The 18,652-nt window shown below is 68.3% G+C and carries 10 protein-coding genes; all 10 read left to right on the plus strand.

Translation table 11 applies throughout. The annotated features are described in order from the left end of the window. Positions 1 to 41: 41 nt before the first annotated feature. Positions 42 to 881: a glycine zipper 2TM domain-containing protein gene (locus tag C1926_RS03360; protein ID WP_108758247.1), complete on the plus strand. Its 840-nt coding sequence runs from the start codon at positions 42 to 44 to the stop codon at positions 879 to 881. A gap of 119 nt (positions 882 to 1,000) precedes the next feature. Then, positions 1,001 to 1,543 carry a GNAT family N-acetyltransferase gene (locus tag C1926_RS03365; protein WP_108758248.1) on the plus strand — a complete coding sequence of 181 codons (543 nt, stop codon included), beginning with the start codon at positions 1,001 to 1,003 and terminating at the stop codon, positions 1,541 to 1,543. 84 nt (positions 1,544 to 1,627) lie between these two features. Next, a complete protein-coding gene (locus C1926_RS03370) occupies positions 1,628 to 2,287 on the plus strand; it encodes a glutathione S-transferase family protein (RefSeq protein ID WP_108758249.1) in 660 nt (219 codons plus the stop codon). 131 nt (positions 2,288 to 2,418) lie between these two features. After that, on the plus strand, positions 2,419 to 4,698 hold the full coding sequence (locus C1926_RS03375) for a transketolase C-terminal domain-containing protein (RefSeq protein WP_108758250.1): 2,280 nt from the start codon (positions 2,419 to 2,421) through the stop codon (positions 4,696 to 4,698). Between the two features lie 3 nt (positions 4,699 to 4,701). Then, positions 4,702 to 6,645 carry an asparagine synthase (glutamine-hydrolyzing) gene (gene asnB, locus C1926_RS03380; protein ID WP_108758251.1) on the plus strand — a complete coding sequence of 648 codons (1,944 nt, stop codon included), beginning with the start codon at positions 4,702 to 4,704 and terminating at the stop codon, positions 6,643 to 6,645. 65 nt (positions 6,646 to 6,710) lie between these two features. Continuing rightward, a complete protein-coding gene (locus C1926_RS03385; RefSeq protein ID WP_079222438.1) occupies positions 6,711 to 7,271 on the plus strand; it encodes an NADPH-dependent FMN reductase in 561 nt (186 codons plus the stop codon). Positions 7,272 to 7,502: 231 nt separating this feature from the next. Further along, entirely contained in the window at positions 7,503 to 8,933 is a 1,431-nt protein-coding gene (locus C1926_RS03390; RefSeq protein WP_108758252.1) for a replicative DNA helicase, read from the plus strand. Between the two features lie 120 nt (positions 8,934 to 9,053). Continuing rightward, on the plus strand, positions 9,054 to 11,297 hold the full coding sequence (locus tag C1926_RS03395; RefSeq protein WP_108758253.1) for a TonB-dependent receptor: 2,244 nt from the start codon (positions 9,054 to 9,056) through the stop codon (positions 11,295 to 11,297). Beyond that, positions 11,297 to 12,886: an alkaline phosphatase D family protein gene (locus C1926_RS03400; RefSeq protein ID WP_108758254.1), complete on the plus strand. Its 1,590-nt coding sequence runs from the start codon at positions 11,297 to 11,299 to the stop codon at positions 12,884 to 12,886. The genes C1926_RS03395 and C1926_RS03400 overlap by 1 nt, the downstream gene beginning before the upstream one ends. Before the next feature lie 169 nt (positions 12,887 to 13,055). Further along, a complete protein-coding gene (locus tag C1926_RS03405) occupies positions 13,056 to 18,638 on the plus strand; it encodes a putative Ig domain-containing protein (protein ID WP_159095027.1) in 5,583 nt (1,860 codons plus the stop codon). Positions 18,639 to 18,652 lie beyond the last annotated feature (14 nt).

Here is an 18,652-nt window from a genome sequence, read left to right on the forward strand (position 1 = left end):
CTGCATCGAGAACGTTGCGGACGGTCCGCAAGGAGCAGGTCATGAAAAGCACAACTACAACTGTCCTGGTCGCAGCGGGCGCGCTGCTGGTGGGTGGCATCGCAACCGCCGCCTTCATGAAGAGTGGTGACAAGGCCCCGGATTCGCTGGGCGCCGCCAATCCTTCCGAGTCGCGCCTGGTCGATGGCAGCGCTGCCGATGATGGCGCGCGCGGCGACGCGGTCGATGCCACTGCACCGCGCGGCCTGGAATACGCCGATGTGCTGAAGGTCGACCCGCTCACCGAAAAGCAGAAGGCGTATGCGACGGTCATCGGCACCGAGCCGGTGCGCGAGACGTCCACCACCCAGACCCCGCATGAGGTGTGCCAGGACGTGGTGGTGCAGGAGCGCCTGCCCGAGCGCGATGGCAACGTGGGCGGCACCGTGGTGGGCGCCGTGGTCGGCGGCCTGCTCGGCAACCAGGTGGGTGGCGGCAACGGCAAGAAGGCGGCCACTGCAGCGGGCGCCGTGGCCGGTGGCTTCATCGGCAACCAGGTGGACAAGCGCCACGTCGGTGGCCGCGTGGTCAACCGCACCGAACGCCAGTGCCACACTGAAACGGCGACCTCCGAGTCGAGCCGTGTCACCGGTTACAACGTGACCTACCGCAACGAAGACGGCACCACCGGCACCATGCGCATGGCCAGCAAGCCGGGCACGCGCATCGCCATGGGCACCAACGATGTGGTCAAGGGCTACAACGTGACCTACCGCTACGATGGCGCCGAGAAGACCGTGCGCATGGACAACAAGCCGGCCAGCGACCGCCTGCCGGTGGTGGATGGCCAGCTCGTCACCCAGACCGCAGCGGCCGGCGAAGCGGCGGCCAACCGCCAGTAACGTTTCTGCTGCAGCGTCCATCGGACAGGCCGGCTTTTGCCGGCCTGTTCCGTTTGCGGGCATCGTCACCGCGCCCGGATCGGCGATGATGGCCGGCCACGGCATATGACGGAGCCTGCATGAGCATCTTCGACCTGCGCATCGAAACCGAGCGGCTGATCCTGCGCCCGCCGCAGGCCCAGGACCTGGAACCCTACCTGGCCTTCTGTGCCGATGAAGAGGTGATGCGCAGCCTGGGCGGCGTGCAGCTGCCTTCGGTGGCCTGGCGCAGCTTCTGCAGCCTGGCCGGCGCCTGGCAGCTGTTCGGCTTCTCCATGTTCAGCGTCATCGAGAAGGCCAGCGGCGAGTGGGTCGGCCGCATGGGCCCGTGGCAACCCCTGGGCTGGCCCGGTCCCGAGGTCGGCTGGAGCATCCGCCGCGCCAGCTGGGGGCGCGGCTATGCCCCCGAGGCCGCCGCCGCCGCCATTGACTGGGCGTTCGACACGCAGGGCTGGGACGAGGTGATCCACACCATCGCCGAGGACAACGAGAAGTCCAAGGCGGTGGCGCGCAAGCTGGGCAGCGGCCTGCTGCGCATGGGCCGGTTGCCGCCACCCTACGAAGGCGGGCCGCTGGAGATCTGGGGGCAGTCGCGCGCGCAGTGGCGGCAACGCACGCGTTGATGCTGCACCCGCGCTTGGCATCGGCCGGCGTGCTTGCCAGACTGCGGGCAGCCGGCCGTCGGCCGGGATGTCCTGGAGCAGGCAATGGTGGAAGAGCGCGTTCCGTTGACGGTGCACGGCATGTCGGTGTCGGGCAACTGCCACAAGGTGCGGATGCTGCTGGAGCAGCTCGGCAGCCGCTACCGCTGGGTGGAAGTGGACAGCGCGCATGGGCAGACCCACTCGCCCGAATTCCTCGCGCTCAACCCGAATGCGAAAGTGCCGCTGATCGTGCGCGACGATGGCCGCGTGCTGACCGAATCCAACGCGATCCTGTTCTGGCTGGCCGAAGGCACGCCCTACCTGCCCACCGATGGCTGGGAACGGGCGCAGGCGCTGAGCTGGATGTTCTTCGAGCAGTACAGCCACGAGCCCTGCGTGGCCGTGGCGCGCTTCATCCGTGGCTGGACCGCACTGGACTCCCCGCGCCGGGCTGAACTGCCGCGCCTGCACGAGCGTGCCGCCACTGCGCTGGCGGTGATGGAGCAGCACCTGCGGCAGGCGCAGTGGTTCACCGGCAACGAGTACGGCATCGCCGACATCGCGCTGTTCGCCTACACCGATGTTGCCGCCGACGGTGGCATCGACCTGCAGCCGTTCGCGGAAGTGCGCGCCTGGCTGCAGCGGGTACGCGAGCAGCCACGTTTCGTGGCGATGCCGGCGGTGACCGCCGAGGTTCGCGCACGCCTGGACGGCCGCGGGTAGAGTCGAGCTTGCTCGACTGACTTCCAGGGCAGTCGAGCAAGCTCGACTCTACGAAAGCAGGGCCGTGAAGCCCGGCATGGTAGCGCCGGGCCGCGCCCGGCGAAACGCAACAACGACACGGAGGGTGTTCGATGTTCGCTGTGGTTCCCGATCCGATTCCCGCACGCATGCGCGCGCTCAACCGCGCCGAAGTGTGCGATGTCAATTTCCTCGAGGCGCTGCGTGGTTGGCGCGGGTTGCCACGGCCGAAGCCGGCCCCGGATGCGCCGATCCTGCCGGGCAGCACGCTCACCGCAGCGGCGTTCGCCGAGCTGTTCGATTCGCAGATGGCCAGCCGCCAGCTGGACCTGATGGCGCGCGTGCTGCGGTTGCAGAACAAGGTCTTCTACACCATCGGTTCGTCCGGCCACGAAGGCAACGCGCTGCAGGCGCGGGCCTGCCGGCATACCGATCCGGCCTTCCTGCACTATCGTTCCGGTGCGTTCATGGCCGAGCGCGCGCGCCAGGTGCCGGGCCTGGACCCGCTGCGCGATGCCGCACTGTCCTTTGCCGCCAGTGCCGACGACCCGGCCAGTGGTGGCCGCCACAAGGTGTGGGGCAGTCGCCCGCTGTGGGTGCTGCCGCAGACCTCCACCATCGCCTCGCACCTGCCCAAGGCGCTGGGCACTGCCCTGGCCATCGAGAGCGGCAAGCGCCTGGGCCAGCCGCTGCCGATCCCCGCCGACAGCATCGTGCTGTGTTCCTTCGGTGATGCCTCGGCCAACCATGCCACCGCGCAGACCGCCTTCAACACCGCGATGTGGTCGGCCTACCAGAAGCTGCCCGCACCGATCCTGTTCGTCTGCGAGGACAACGGCCTGGGCATTTCGGTGAAGACCCCGGAAGGCTGGATCGCCGAACGCTTCAGCCGCCAGCCGGGGCTGGACTACTACTACGCCGATGGCCTGGACCTGGCGGCGGGACATGCCCAGGTACAGGCGGCGGTCGAGCATTGCCGGCGTACCCGCCGGCCGACCTTCCTGCACCTGCGCACCACGCGGCTGATGGGCCATGCCGGCACCGATTTCGAAGTGGAATGGCGCGCGCTGGCTGACCTCTGCGCGGCCGAGGCACAGGACCCGCTGCTGCGGTCGGCACAGATCGCGCTGGAATCAGGCTGGATGGATGCCGCCGGCATCGAGGCCGCCTACGAGACGCTGCGTGCGCGCTGCCTGTCGGCTGCCTCCGATGCCGAAGGTCGGCCCAAGCTGCAGTCGCTGGATGAAGTGGTTGCGCCACTGGCGCCCTACACGCCGGCGGCAGTGATGGCCGAAGCCGGGCGCGCGGTGCCGGCCGAAGCACGCGAGGCGCTGTACGGAGGGGCTGACGCGTTGCCGGAGCGGCAGCCGCCGCGCCACCTGGCCGTGCAGATCAACCACGGCCTGCAGGAACTGCTGTGCAAGTACCCGCAGGCGTTGCTGTTTGGCGAGGACGTGGCGCAGAAGGGCGGCGTCTACACGGTCACCAAGGACCTGCTGCGCCGCTTCGGGCCGCGCCGGGTGTTCAACACCCTGCTGGACGAGACGATGATCCTGGGCATGGCCCAGGGCCTGGCCAACATGGGCCTGCTGCCGATACCGGAAATCCAGTACCTGGCCTACCTGCACAATGCCATCGACCAGCTGCGTGGCGAGGCCTGTTCGCTGCAGTTCTTCTCCAACGACCAGTTCCGCAACCCGATGCTGGTGCGGGTGGCCGGGCTGGGCTACCAGAAGGGCTTCGGTGGCCATTTCCACAACGACAACTCGATCACCGCGCTGCGCGACATCCCCGGCCTGGTGGTGGGTTGCCCGTCGCGCGGCGACGATGCGGTGATGATGCTGCGCACGCTGGCGGCGCTGGCCCGGGTGGACGGCCGGGTGGCGGTGTTCCTCGAGCCGATCGCGCTGTACATGAGCAAGGACCTGCACGCGCCCGGTGATGGCCAGTGGCTGTTCGACTACCCGGCGCCGGGGCAGGCGCTGGTGCTGGGCGAGGGCCGGGTCTACGCGCCTGATGCGGACGATCTGGTGGTCTTCACCTACGGCAACGGCGTGCCGATGGCGCTGCGCGCGGTGCCGGCCATCCAGGCGCAGACCGGTTGGCAGGTACGGGTGGTGGACCTGCGCTGGCTGGTGCCGCTGGATGCTGGTTTCATCGCCGCCCAGGCCGCCAGCGCGCGGCGGGTGCTGGTGCTGGACGAGGGCCGCCACAGCGGCGGGGTGGGCGAGGGGGTGGTCACCGCCCTGGTCGAGGCCGGGCATGGCCACCTGCCGCTGCGGCGGGTCTGCGGCGCTGATACCTACACGCCGCTGGCGGGGGCAGCAATGTTCGGCCTTCCAAGCGACAATGCGGTGATTGGCGCCGCCCTCGACCTGGCGCAGGAACCCTGATGCATGTGTGGATTGGCGGGAATGTTGTTGCCGGCGGCGCAGTCGCCGGCCGAGGTGCTGCAGGCGCAGGCGCTGGCCATGGGGCAGGCGCTGCACCACCGCGGGCCGGATGACGGCGGCACCTGGGTCGACGCCAGCGCAGGCATCGCCCTGGCGCACCGCCGCCTGAGCATCCTCGACCTGTCACCGCTGGGCCACCAGCCGATGGCCTCGGCCGACGGCCGTTACGTGATGGCCTACAACGGCGAGGTCTACAACTTCGCTGCGCTGCGTGCCGAGCTGGAACCACTGGGCCATGCCTTCCGCGGCCATTCCGATACCGAAGTGCTGCTGGCCGCGATCCTGCAGTGGGGCGTCGAGGAGACCCTGCAGCGCGCCAACGGCATGTTCGCCATCTCGCTCTGGGACCGCCACGAGCAGTGCCTGTGGCTGGCCCGCGACCGGGTGGGCAAGAAGCCGCTGTACTACGGCTGGGCCGGCGACACCCTGGTGTTCGGCTCGGAACTGAAGGCGCTGTGGCAGCACCCGGATTTCGACAACGACATCGACCGCGATGCACTGACCCTGCTGCTGCGGCTGGACTACATCCCGGCCCCGCACAGCATCCACCAGCGCTGCTACAAGCTGATGCCGGGCCGCGTGCTGCGGCTGGATGCGGCGATGGTGGCCGCCGGTGCGTCCGCGCATCGCCCCGAGCAGGCGCAGCGCCCGTACTGGGATGCCCGCGCGCGCATGCAGGCGGCACTGGCCGCGCCGTTCCAGGGCCGCATCGAGGACGCCGAGGAACAGCTGGACGGCCTGCTGCGCGATGCCGTGGCGCTGCGCATGGTGGCCGACGTGCCCGTGGGCGTGTTCCTCTCCGGTGGCACCGATTCATCGCTGGTGGCCGCGCTGATGCAGGCACAGAGCACGCAGCCGGTGCACAGTTTCAGCATCGGCTTCAGCGGCTCGCACCATGACGAGGCGCCGCTGGCCAAGGAACTGGCCGGGCACCTGGGCTGCGACCACACCGAGCTCTATGTGAGCGGCGCCGACGCGCTGGCGGTGGTGCCGCAGCTGCCGGCGATGTTCGACGAACCCTTTGCCGACGCCTCGCAGGTGCCGACCGCGCTGGTTGCGCGCCTGGCGAGGCAGGGCGTGACCGTGGCCCTGTCCGGGGACGGCGGCGACGAACTGTTCTTCGGCTATACCCGCTACGTGCGCGCGCTGCGCAACTGGCAGATGCTGGGCCGCGTACCGGCGCCGCTACGGCGCTGGATGGGCGCGCGTGCGCACCAGCAGGGCGAGGCCTCGCGCACCGGCGGCTTGGCTGCGCTGCTGGCCGAGACCGGCGCGCGCGGTATCGGCGATGTCTACCGCAACCGCATCTCGCGCTGGCGCGACCCGGCGGCGGCGGTGATCGGCGCACGCGAGGCCGGCAGCTTCTACGACCTGGCCGACCCGCTGCACGGCGCCGGCACCCCGGCCGACGCGATGATGCTGGCCGATTTTGTCAGCTACCTGCCCGACGACCTGCTGTGCAAGGTCGACCGCACCTCGATGGCGGTCAGCCTGGAGGCGCGGGCACCGCTGCTGGACTGGCGCGTGGCTGAATTCGCCTGGTCGCTGCCGCTGGCGTTCAAGCGCAGCGAGGACACCAGCAAGGTGCTGCTCAAGCGCGTGCTGGGCCGCTACGTGCCGCAGTCGATGGTGCACCGTCCCAAGCGCGGTTTCGGCGCGCCGGTGAGTGAATGGCTGAAGGGCGACCTGCGGCCGTGGGCCGATGACCTGTTGCAGCCGGCCCGGCTGGAACGCGAAGGCGTGCTGTCGGCCGCCGCCGTGCAGCCGCTGTGGCAGCAGTTCCTGGGTGGCCAGCGCAAGTGGCACACCCACCTGTGGAACGTGCTGATGTTCCAGGCCTGGCAGGACCATTGGCGGCAGGTGCGGGCGGGCGTGGCACGCGGCTGATCTTCACCGGGGCACACCGGGCCGGCCGCTAGGCTGGCCCTTTCCCCCGCCAGGAGTGTGTCGCCATGCCTGTTCCCACCATCGCCGTGTTCGTTGGCAGCCTGCGCAGGGAGTCCTGCAACCGCAGGCTGGCCCTGGCACTGGAAAAGCTGGCCGGTGATCGCGCGCGTTTCCAGTACGTGCGCATCGATGATCTGCCGCTGTACAACCAGGATTTCGACGGCAGCTACCCGGCGCAGGGCACCCGCCTGAAGGACGAGGTGCGCGGTGCTGATGCGGTGCTGTTCGTCACCCCCGAATACAACCGCTCGGTGCCGGGCGTACTGAAGAACGCCATCGACATCGGCTCGCGGCCCTATGGTGACAGCGCCTTTGGCGGCAAGCCGGCGGCGGTGATCGGCGCCTCCATCGGCCAGATCGGCACGGCCGTGGCCCAGCAGCACCTGCGCAACAGCCTGGCTTTCCTGGACATGCACGTGCTCGGCCAGCCGGAGGCGTTCCTCCATTTCAAGGACGAGCTGATCGGGGCGGATGGCACGATCCACAATGAAGGCACGCAGAAGTTCCTGCAGGGCTATGTAGACCGCTTCCTGCAGCTGATCGCGGTGCATGCCAAGGGCGATTGACGCTCCTTTCGGGGTCAGAGCCCTCTGCTGCGCAGAGGGATCTGACCCCATGCGATACAGCGGCGGGCTCTGACCCCATGCGATAATGGGTCTCCATAGGCCGGACAGGCACGTCGCACAGCGGCGGATATCCCCTGTTCGTCCACGGCTTATCCACAGGCTTGTCCATGGCCGCCGGGGTCGGCGCATGCCTACACTCGTCTGGCCCACTTTCGCAGGAAACACCGCAGCATGTCCGCCCGTTCCGGCTTCCGTTCCAACCGCAAAGAGCGCGGCGATGGCTTCGACCGCGATCGCGACGAATCGCGCATCGACCAGCTGCGCGTGCCGCCGCACTCGGTGGAAGCCGAACAAGCGGTGCTGGGCGGCCTGATGCTGGCGCCGGAAGCCTACGACCGGGTCAACGACCAGCTGACCGAGACCGACTTCTACCGCCGCGACCACCAGATGATCTACCGGGCGATCCGCGAGCTGTCCGAGCGCGAGCGCCCGTTCGATGCGGTGACCCTGGGCGAGTGGTTCGAATCGCAGGGCAAGATGGAACTGGTGGGCGACGGCGCCTACCTGATCGAGCTGGCCAGCACCACGCCATCGGCGGCCAACATCGTCGCCTACGCCGAGATCGTGCGTGACAAGGCGGTGCTGCGGCAGCTGATCCAGGTCGGCACCGACATCGTCAACGACGGCTTCCAGCCGGAAGGCCGCGACAGCAGCGAACTGCTGGCCTCGGCCGAGAAGAGCGTGTTCGCCATTGCCGAACAGGGCGCACGCGGGCGTACCGACTTCGTGGCCATGCCCGGCGCGCTGAAGGACGCCTTCGAAGAACTGCGCAACCGCTTCGAGAACGGCGGCAACATCACCGGCCTGCCGACCGGTTACACCGATTTCGATGCGATGACCGCCGGCCTGCAGCCGACCGACCTGATCATCCTGGCCGCGCGCCCGGCGATGGGCAAGACCACCTTCGCGCTGAACATCGCCGAGTACGCGGCGATCAAGTCGAAGAAGGGCGTGGCGGTGTTCTCGATGGAAATGTCCGCATCGCAGCTGGCGATGCGCCTGATTTCCTCCAACGGCCGCATCAATGCCTCGCGCCTGCGTACCGGCCAGCTGGAAGACGAGGACTGGAGCCGGGTCACCAGCGCGATCAAGATGCTGAAGGAAACCAAGATCTTCATCGACGATACGCCGGGCGTGTCGCCGGAGATCCTGCGTTCCAAGTGCCGCCGCCTGAAGCGCGAACACGACCTGGGCCTGATCGTGATCGACTACCTGCAGCTGATGAGCGTGCCGGGCAACAGCGAAAACCGCGCGACCGAAATCTCGGAAATCTCGCGCTCGCTGAAGGGCCTGGCCAAGGAACTGAACGTACCGGTGATCGCGCTTTCGCAGCTCAATCGATCGCTGGAAACGCGAACCGACAAGCGCCCGGTGATGGCCGACCTTCGCGAATCGGGCGCAATCGAGCAGGACGCGGACATGATCGTCTTCATCTACCGAGACGATTACTACAACAAGGAAAATTCGCCGGACAAGGGCTTGGCCGAGATCATCATCGGCAAGCACCGTGGTGGCCCCACCGGTTCGTGCAAGCTGAAGTTCTTCGGCGAATACACCCGCTTCGACAACCTGTCCCACGATTCGGTCGGTTCGTTCGAGTAACGGGTTCTTCCTGTGTATGCAGCGTGTAAATGACATGTAACGCGCTGCTTTTACGATTCCGCCGCTGCTGCTCTTCGACGCCGCCTTTCGGCGTCCAGCGTGCCCAAGGAATCCGCCTTCATGTCGCCCCATGCTCCGCTTCGCCGCAACCTGCTTGCCCTGCTGGTCTGTGCATCGCTGCCGTCGCTTGCTCTGGCTGAAACCGCTCCTGCCACTGAAGCACCGTCGGCGACGACCCTCGATTCGATCTCGGTGATCGGCCGCGGCGAGGCCCGCCAGGTGCAGCGTGTCACCGCGGAAGACATGAAGGTGCTGCCGCCGGGCGCCAACCCGCTGAAGCTGCTGGCCAGCAAGCCGGGCGTGCATTTCGAGTCGGCCGACGCCACCGGTGCCTATGAGTGGTCCACCAGCATCAGCCTGCGCGGTTTCAACCAGAACCGCCTCGGCTATACGCTTGATGGCATCCCGCTGGGCAACATGTCCTACGGCAACAGCAATGGCCTGCACATCAGCCGTGCCGTGATCAGCGAGAACCTGGGCGGTGCGGAAGTGTCCACCGGCATCGGCGCGCTCGGCACGCCGTCCACCAGCAACCTGGGGGGCGTTTTCCAGTTCTATTCGATCGATCCGTCCACCGAGTACGGCGTGGTGCTGGCGCAGGGCTTCGGCAGTGACAATGCGCGCCGCAGCTATGCACGGCTGGAGACGGGCGAGCACCAGGGCTTTGCCGCCTATCTGTCCGGCGCGTATTCCGAGGGCGACAAGTGGAAGGGCAAGGGATCGCAGGAGTCGAAGCAGTTCAACGGCAAGGCCACCTACCACTTCGGCGAGGACAGCAGGATCACCGCGCTGTTCAACGGATCGCGCCGGGTCGAGGCCGACTACCAGGATCTGTCGCTGGAAATGATCGATCGCCTCGGCTGGAACTGGGACAACTATGCGCCGGACTGGGATCGCGCGGTTGCTGCTGCGAACGGCCAGTACAGTGGTGGCGTCAACAGCCCATGGGACGCGTATTACTCCGGCCATGGCCTGCGCAATGACGACCTGTCCAGCATCGCTGGCGATTTCGGCCTGAACGAGTCGATGCGGCTGAAGGTCAACGTCTACAACCACAGCAATCGCGGCCAGGGCCATTGGTTCAGCCCCTCCAATCCGTCCAACCCGGGTACCAGCCGGGAAATTCCGATTTCGATCCGCACCACTGAGTACGCGATCGACCGTACCGGCGTGACCTCTGCGTTCACCTGGAACGTCGGCGGCCACGAACTGGAAGCCGGCCTCTGGTACGAGGACAACGGCCACAGCGTGCAGCGCAATTTCTACTACATCGACGGTCCCATCACCGACGATTTCTTCCTGCGCAATCCCGACCAGCGCGTGTGGAACCAGCAGTACACCACCATCACCCGCCAGTTCTACGTGCAGGACCGCTTCCGCCTGTTCGATGATCGCCTGACCATCGACATCGGAGCCAAGTCGCCTCACACCCGCACCAGCGTGCGTACGCCGCTGGGCAACTACGCGAACAACAGCAGCCTGACCGCGAAGAAAGGCCTGCTGCCGCAGGCCGGCTTCAACTTCAAGCTCAACGAAGGCAACGAGGTCTTCGGCTCGTTCGCAAAGAATGTCGCTGCCTATGCACTGGGCGTGGGCAGCCCGTTCAACGTGCCGCAGGCCGACTTCGATGCCAGCGCAGGCAACCTGAAGCCGGAACAGTCGCGCACGATCGAGCTGGGCTGGCGTGGCTACGGCCGCGGCTATGAAGCGTCGGTCGCGGTATATGACGTGAAGTTCGACAACCGCCTGCTGGCGATCGCCCAGTGCGTGGGTATCCTTGGCTGCCCGGCACTGTTCTCCAACGTCGGCTCGGTCACCAGCCGCGGCGCCGAGGCCACCCTGCAGTTGAAGCCGATGCAGGACCTGGCCTGGTCCAATGCGCTGTCCTGGAATGACAGCACTTACGACAACGATTACGTGAACAACGAAGTGGTGCCGACCCGCGGCCGCAAGACCGTGGACACGCCCGAATGGATGTTCGCCAGCACGCTCGCCTGGACCCCGGGTCCGTGGGACATGCGCCTGTCGGCCAACCATGTCGGCAAGCGTTACGTGACCTACACCAATGATCTTTCGGTGCCCAGCTACTGGCTGGTCAACGCGTCGGTGGCCTACGACTTCGGTGCGATGGGCCCGGCGCAGAACCTGACGGTTGCACTGAACCTGACCAACCTGACCGACAAGCGCTACCTGTCCTCCATCAACACCAATGGCACCTACGCCACTGACCCGACCCGCAGCCTGGCGACCATGCAGGTCGGCGCGCCGCGGCAGGTGATGGCCACCGCCACCGTCCGCTTCTGATGCGCGCGCCTGCCGATCCGGAAACCCGTCGCCGCCTGCTGCGCATGGCGTGGCAGGGCACGGGGGCGGCGATCGCACTGGCGGCGATGCCGGGGCTGGCCACGGCCGGCCCGCGGCCGCGGCTCGGGCGCGATCCGTTCACGCTGGGCGTCGCTGCTGGCGACCCGGATCCGCAGGGCGCGGTGCTGTGGACGCGGCTGGCACCGGACCCGCTCAATGGCGGCGGCATGCCCGCGCGGGCGGTGCCGGTGCGCTGGTACGTGGCTGAAGACCCTGGCATGCGCCGGCCGGTGCAGCGGGGTGTTGCTGCTGCCGTACCGGAACTGGCGCATTCGGTGCACGTGGAGGTCAATGGCCTGCGCCCGGGCCGTGACTACTACTACCGTTTCGCCTGCGACGGGGACGAAGAAAGCGCGGTCGGCCATTTCCGCACCGCGCCATTGCCTGATACGCAGCTGCAGCAGCTGCGGTTGGCCCTGTGCACCTGCCAGGCCTGGAACAGCGGCTACTATCCGGTACTGCGCGATATCGCGCGCAGCGATGTCGACCTGGTGCTGCACGCCGGCGACTACCTGTACGAATACAGCCCGCTGCAGAATGCACGCGGCAGCACGCTGGATGCAGCGCGCTTCAGTGGCGAGACCGTCAGCCTGGAGCGCTACCGTGACCAGTACGCGCTGTACAAGCTCGATCCGGACCTGCAGGCAGCGCATGCCGCGCATGCCTTCGCGGTGATCTGGGATGACCACGAGGTGCAGAACGACTACTCCGGCATCCACCCGGAGAAGCCCGGCGTATCGACGGAAGATTTCATCGTGCGTCGGGCGGCGGCCTACCGCGCGTTCTACGAACACCTGCCCATGCGCAGCACGCCGGCAGGCAATGGTGGCCTGCGCGTGCACCGGCGGCTGCGTTACGGTGATCTTGCACAGCTCAGCCTGCTCGATTGCCGCCAGTTCCGTCCCGCCAATCCCTGCGGGGTGGGCGAATCGGCGCGCTGCGAAGCGGCACTGGACCCGCGCATGAGCATGCTCGGTGTCGGCCAGGAAGCCTGGTTCGCCCAGTCGATGGTGGCCGCACAGGGCCTGCGCTGGAACGTGGTGGTGCAGCAGTTGCTGATGGCCCAGCTGCGGCTGGATGCAGGCACCCCACGCGAGCGCTTCTGGAACGACGCCTGGGACGGCTATCCGCTTGCGCGCAACCGTCTGCTGCAGGCGCTGCAGACAGGCGGGCAGGGCAACGCGATCGTGCTCGGCGGCGACTGGCATTCCACCTTCGTCAACGACCTGAAGCTGGATTTCGACGCGGCCAGCTCGCCGGTGGTGGCCACTGAATTCATCGCGCCGGCGATCAGCAGTGGCGGCGACGATACGCCGTATGGACCGTACTACGGACCTTCGATTCCGCAGAACCCGCATATCCGCTATTTCGACGGCGACCGTCGCGGCTGGTGGAAGCTGCAGCTGAACCGGCAGACCGTGGATGCCGAACTGCGCTTTGCCGACAGCGTGCTGCGTGCCGATGCCGAGGTGCGGGCCGCAGCGCGCTTCCAGGTCATCCACGGCCGACCGGGGGCCGTGCCGGTATAAGCCCCGGCCGGCGCTCAAGTTCCCCCGTCACCTGCCGTTACCGCACCGGTAACAGGGGGAAACATCACCGTCCATGACCCATCGCTGCACGCGCGGCGATGGAGCAGCGCGTGCGCCCCCTTCATTCATGGGGAACGGATCGATGTCGGCGGTAGCAGGGAAGAGTGGGGTGAGGCGCGGCGTCGCCTGGATGTGCGTGGTGCTGTTGCAGCTGCTGGCAGGTACGGGCGCTGCGCAGGCGGCGTCGGCGGCGTGCGAGGCCATCAACCTGATAGGTGCCACGACCAGCGAGATCCGGTCGTTCGCACAGGGTGCCTTCCTGCCAGGGGAGTCGCTGACGGTCCGTTTCACAGACAGCGGCGAGAACATCGGCAAACCGCCGAACTCGGCCGACGCCATCATTTTCCGCAGTTTGAGTTTCGGCCCGGGAGGCTACGACTACCGCAGCAACACCGGGTCTGCAGGAGCGCACAGCGGAACGGTCGACAGCAGCTTCCTGGTGGCCAACGGCCTGTTCATGAGCATCAAGACCGGAAGGTACATCAGCCCGGTCGAGATCCGCTGCACTTCCGCTGCCGCGCAACCGCTGCAGCTCGATATGCCGGGCGTCCAGCAGTTCACCGTCGGCAGCGCTGTGGATTTCAACCTGGCCGCAAGCGGCGGCAGCCTGCCTTACAACTTCAGCATCAACAGTGGCACCTTGCCCGCCGGGCTGGTGCTTGAGCCGACGGGGCGCCTGCATGGCACGCCGCAGGTCGCGGGCACGTTCAGCGTCAGCGTGGAGGTCACCGATGCCGCGGCCGCCAGCGCGCACCAGCCGTTGTCGGGCAACATCGCGGCCATCGCGCCCGATGCCCCCGGCCAGGTCGTGGCCGTCGCCGGCGATGGCCAGGCCGTGGTCAGCTTCACCGCACCGGCGCAGACCGGCGGCGCGCCCATTGTCCAATACGCCGTGATGGCGTCCACGGGCGAGTGGGTGCTCGGCACGCAGTCGCCGATCACGGTGACCGGCCTTGCCAACGGCATGCCCGTGCAGTTCCAGGTGATCGCCAACAACGGCAGCCAGACCAGCCAACCGTCGCAGCCAAGCGCCGCGGTCACGCCGATGACCGGGCAGACGATCCAGTTCAATGCGCCCGGTGACCAGCCCTTGGGTTCGTTGCTGGTACTGGAGGCCACCGCGAGCAGCGGCCTGGCCGTCGAGTACGAGAGCCTGAATCCGCTGGTCTGCGTGCTGGAAAGTGCAGGCAACCTGCGCCTGTCCGCGCTCGGTACGTGCACAGTGCGCGCACTGCAGCCCGGCAACGCGGGCACGCGCGCGGCGCAGCCGGTGGAGCGCAGCTTCAACGTGGTGGCTGCCCGCGCGTCGGCGCCGACCCTGCGTCGCGTCGAACGGATCGGCGCAAGCAGCGTGGACGTGTACTTCGATGTACCCGCCAGCGACGGTGGCAGTGCCATCCTCTCTTACGAGGTGGCAGCGCGCCCGGGTGCTGCGGTGGTCAGCGGTGGCTCCAGCCCGGTACGCATGAGCCGCCTGCACGCAGGCACGACCTATACCTTCGCCGTGCGTGCGCGCACCGCGACAGGGCCCGGCACGTTCTCCGCTGAGTCCGACCCGGTGACGATGCCGACCGTGCCGCGCGTGACCGGCCTGCAGGTACCGGCCGACGGCCGCTACCTCGCCGGTGCCAGCCTCGATTTCATGCTGGTCCTGGACCAGCCGGCAATCGTGCAGGGCGTGCCCGAGCTGCTGCTGTCGATCGGCGGGCAGCGCGTAGCCGCGACCTATCGCGCTGGCTCGGGCAGCAACCTGCTGGCTTTCAGCTACGCCGTGTTGCCGGGCCAGTTGGACGAGGACGGCATCGGCATCGACGGCCTGCAGCTGGCCGGTGGCAGCATCCGCAATGCCGATGGCATCGACGCTGTGCTGGCGCTGGCAGGCGTGGGCGCTACCGGCGGCATCCTGGTGGGCGCGCAGCCGGCTGCGGCACCGTCCATCATCGGCGTGGTTGCAGGCGATGGCGTGGTGACGCTGCAGTTCGCAGCGCCCGCGCAGGATGGTGGCAGCCCGGTGCTGGATTACGTGGTGACCGCGCAGCCCGGTGGCCTGCAGCTGCAGGCGGCCGCTTCTCCGGCAGTGTTCACCGGCCTGCGCAATGGCACCGCGTATCGCTTCACGGTGACCGCGCGTACCGCAGCCGGGCTGGGCGCGGCGTCCATCGCATCGGACGACGTGGTGCCGATGGCGCAGCAGCAGATCCAGTTCGCACCCCTGGATGCCCAGGCTTTCGGCAGCACGCCACAGGTGCTGGCCAGTGCCAGCAGTGGCCTGCCGCTGTCGCTGTCCAGCAGCACGCCCCGGGTCTGCAGCGTCGCTGCCGATGGCCGGGTGACCCTGCTTGCGGCCGGTAACTGCAGCATCGACGCCGATCAGCCGGGTGACGCCGCGACCCGTGCCGCAACCCGCGTCAGCCGTTCGTTCGCGGTGCTGGCAGTCGTGCCGGGCGCGCCGCGCATCACTGCGGTCGTACTTGCCGCGGGCAGCGTAGACGTGAGCTTCCAGGCGCCGGCGTTCGAAGGCGGCAGTGCGGTCGACAGCTATCTGCTGCAGGCACTGCCAGGTGGACAGAGCGTGCGTGGCAACGGCAGTCCGCTGCGTATCGACGGGCTGCCCACCGGCATCGCCCATCGCTTCGTGGTGACCGCCTTCAATGCGGCGGGAGCCGGTGCGGCATCGTTGCCGTCCGATCCGCTCACCGTGCAGGGCGCACCGGCGGTGACCGGCGTGCAGGTGCCGTCCGTCGGCCGCTACCTCGCCGGACAGGTGTTGTCCTTTGCGGTGCAGTTCGATCAGGTCCTGCAGGTGGGCGCCGCACCGCAGCTGCTGCTGCGCATCGGCAGCCAGCGTCGGCTGGCCACGCTCTCGGCGGTGGAGACGGAGGTGCAGGGCAGTGTGCTGAGCTTCCAGTACACGCTGCAGGCCGATGACCGGGACGAGGATGGCATCGAGGTGGAATCGCTGCAGGCTGCTGCCGGCAGCCTGCGCAATGCACAGGGCACCGAGGCACGCACTGCGCTGGCCAACGTCGGGGCGACCACCGGTGTACGCGTCGGCGCCGACCTGCCGTCGGCCGTCGCCAATGTGCGCGGCGTGGCCGGTGATGGGCAGGTGCAGGTGCATTTCGATGCAGCGTCGGCCGGCAGTGGCGCCATCGTCGATTACACCGTGACCGCGCAGCCGGGTAGCATCAGCGCAACCGGTACGACCTCGCCGATCACCGTGCGTGGCCTGGCCAACGGCAGCGCCTATCGTTTCGTGGTGGTCGCACGCAGCGAATACGGCAGCGGCGTGGCGTCGGCCGCCTCGGCAGCGGTGGTGCCGTTGCCGGACCTGGCCGTGGCCGATTCCAGCATCGTCGTGCCTTACGGTGCCGCAGCCGTCGTGCTGCCGCTGTCGGTGGGCGGTGTGGCCGAGCAGGTGCAGCTGACCGTGGGCCCGCAGCATGGGCAGGTTGACGTGCAGGGCACGACGCTGCGCTACACACCGGCCGCAGGCTATGCCGGCAACGACAGCATCAGCTACACCGTCAGCGATGCCTTCCGCACGTCGGCGCCGGCCACGATCACGATCACCGTGGGTACGCCGACCGTGGTGCTGCAGTCGGCCGTGTTGCCGTTGGGCGTGGCTGGCACGGCGCTCGACGCGCAGCTGTCCAGCAGTGGCGGCGCAGCCCCTTACACCTACGCCATTGTTGGCGGCAGTCTGCCGACGGGCCTCCGCCTGGATCGCAGCGGACACCTGGCAGGTACGCCGGTGGCCGCAGGGCGTTTCGAGATCGAGGTCGAGGTGAACGACAGCAGCTCCGGCAGCGGTCCGTTCCGTGCGCGCCGCGCATTCGTGCTGAACGTGGCGGCTCCGCAGATCGGGGAAGTCGAAGCCCCGCTGCCTGCGGCAACCCAGGCTGGCCCGGTCAGCCTGCGCCTGCAGGCCCGTGGTGGTACCGCGCCCTATGCGTTCCGCCTGATGTCGGGTGCGCTGCCGCCCGGCGTGCTGCTGTCCAGCGACGGCCAGGTGCAGGGCGTGGCCACCGTGGCCGGCGTGTTCGATTTCGACGTGGAAGTCAGCGACACCTACGGCTTCACCGGCGTGGCGCGCTACCAGCTGAAGATCGCGCAGGCCGCGCAGGCGATCACCGGCTTCAGCGTGGACCCGGCGACGCCGGTCTACAGCGAGGGCGGCAGCTTCGAGGTCTCCGCGCTGGGTGGTGCGTCGGGTCAGCCGCTGCGTTTCGGCAGCAGCAGCCCCGCGGTCTGCAGTGTCAGTGGTACCCGCGTCGCCATGCTGGCGGCAGGGCGCTGCGTGCTGACCGTGGACCAGGACGGCGATGCCAACCATGAAGCGGCTGCGCAGCAACAACACGTGGTTGATATCGCGCTGGCCGTGCCGGTGCTGGCGTGGAGTGCGGACCTGCAGCGCCTGCTGGAACAGGGCAGTTTCGAACTGCCGCTGCCGACCAGCGCCAGCCCGGGTGCCTTCAGCTTCCATAGCAGCGACACCGCAGTGGCCAGTGTCGAGGGCCGCACCGTCCACGTGCACGGCGAAGGTCGTGCGGTGATCACCGCCGAGCAGGGCGCTGCCGGCAGCTATGGCGCGGCCAGTGTCGAGCTGGTGCTGGTGGTGAACATGCGCCCGGACCCGACCCGTGACCCGGGCGTGACCGGGCTGCTGCAGGCGCAGGTGGATGCGAGCGTACGCTTCGCCAACGCGCAGCAGGCCAACATCCGCGAGCGCTTGCGGCAGGTACGTGCGGGCGGCAATGCCGACAGCAACACGCTGTCGGTGTCGACCGGCGCGCGCGGCCCGGAGGCGGCGTCGCTGCCGCTGGGCCAGGCGATGGAGGACGGCCGTCCGCTGCTGCCCGCCGGCTGGGGAACCTGGGCGTCCGGCACGGCCACCTACGGCCGGGGTGGCCCGACCGGGGCAGGGCGGTATGACCTGCGCAGCGACGGCCTGACCGTGGGCGTGGATCGTCGTTTGGGTGACAGCGCACTGTGGGGCGTGGCCGGCAGCATCGGCCGCAACGACAGCGAGCAGGATGATGCCCGCACGCGCCTGCAGGCCGACCAGCGGTCGCTGGCGTTGTATGGCCTGTGGCGCGGCAACACGCACGTGTTCGTCGACGCGGTGCTGGCCACCGGCGACCTGCGCTTCGACCTGCAGCGCTGGAGCCGCGATGCCGGCGCGATGGCGGTGGCCCGTCGCGAGGGTTCGCAGTGGTTCGGTTCGCTGGCACTTGGCTATGAGCAGGTGCTGTCGGGCATGCGCATGAGTGGCTACGCACGGCTGGATGGCAGCCGCAGCACGCTGGATGCCTACCGCGAGCACGGCCTGGGCGAACTGGATCTGGCCTACGGCCGCCACGTCGTCGACAGCCGCGCGCTGGCGTTCGGCCTGGAAGGCAGCGCGGTCGAATCGGCTGAGGCGCGCATGCGCCCGTTCTGGAGCATCGAGTACCGGCAGGCGCTGCAGGACCGGGGCGAAGCAACGTTGAACTACGCCGAGTGGGCGCGTCCGCAGGACTACCGCCTGGCGATGCGCAGCTACAACGATGATCTGCTGTCGCTGTCTGCCGGCGTCGACCTGTCCATCGCGCGCGGCTGGATCCTGTCGCTGCTGCTGGGCCATGAACAGGCCCGGGGCAGTGATCGTTCCAGCAGCATCGGCCTGCGCCTGAGCAACGGCAGCCGCTGAGGCCGCCAGCGCGA

The sequence above is a fragment of the Stenotrophomonas sp. ZAC14A_NAIMI4_1 genome, assembly GCF_003086915.1.
Classification (GTDB): domain Bacteria; phylum Pseudomonadota; class Gammaproteobacteria; order Xanthomonadales; family Xanthomonadaceae; genus Stenotrophomonas.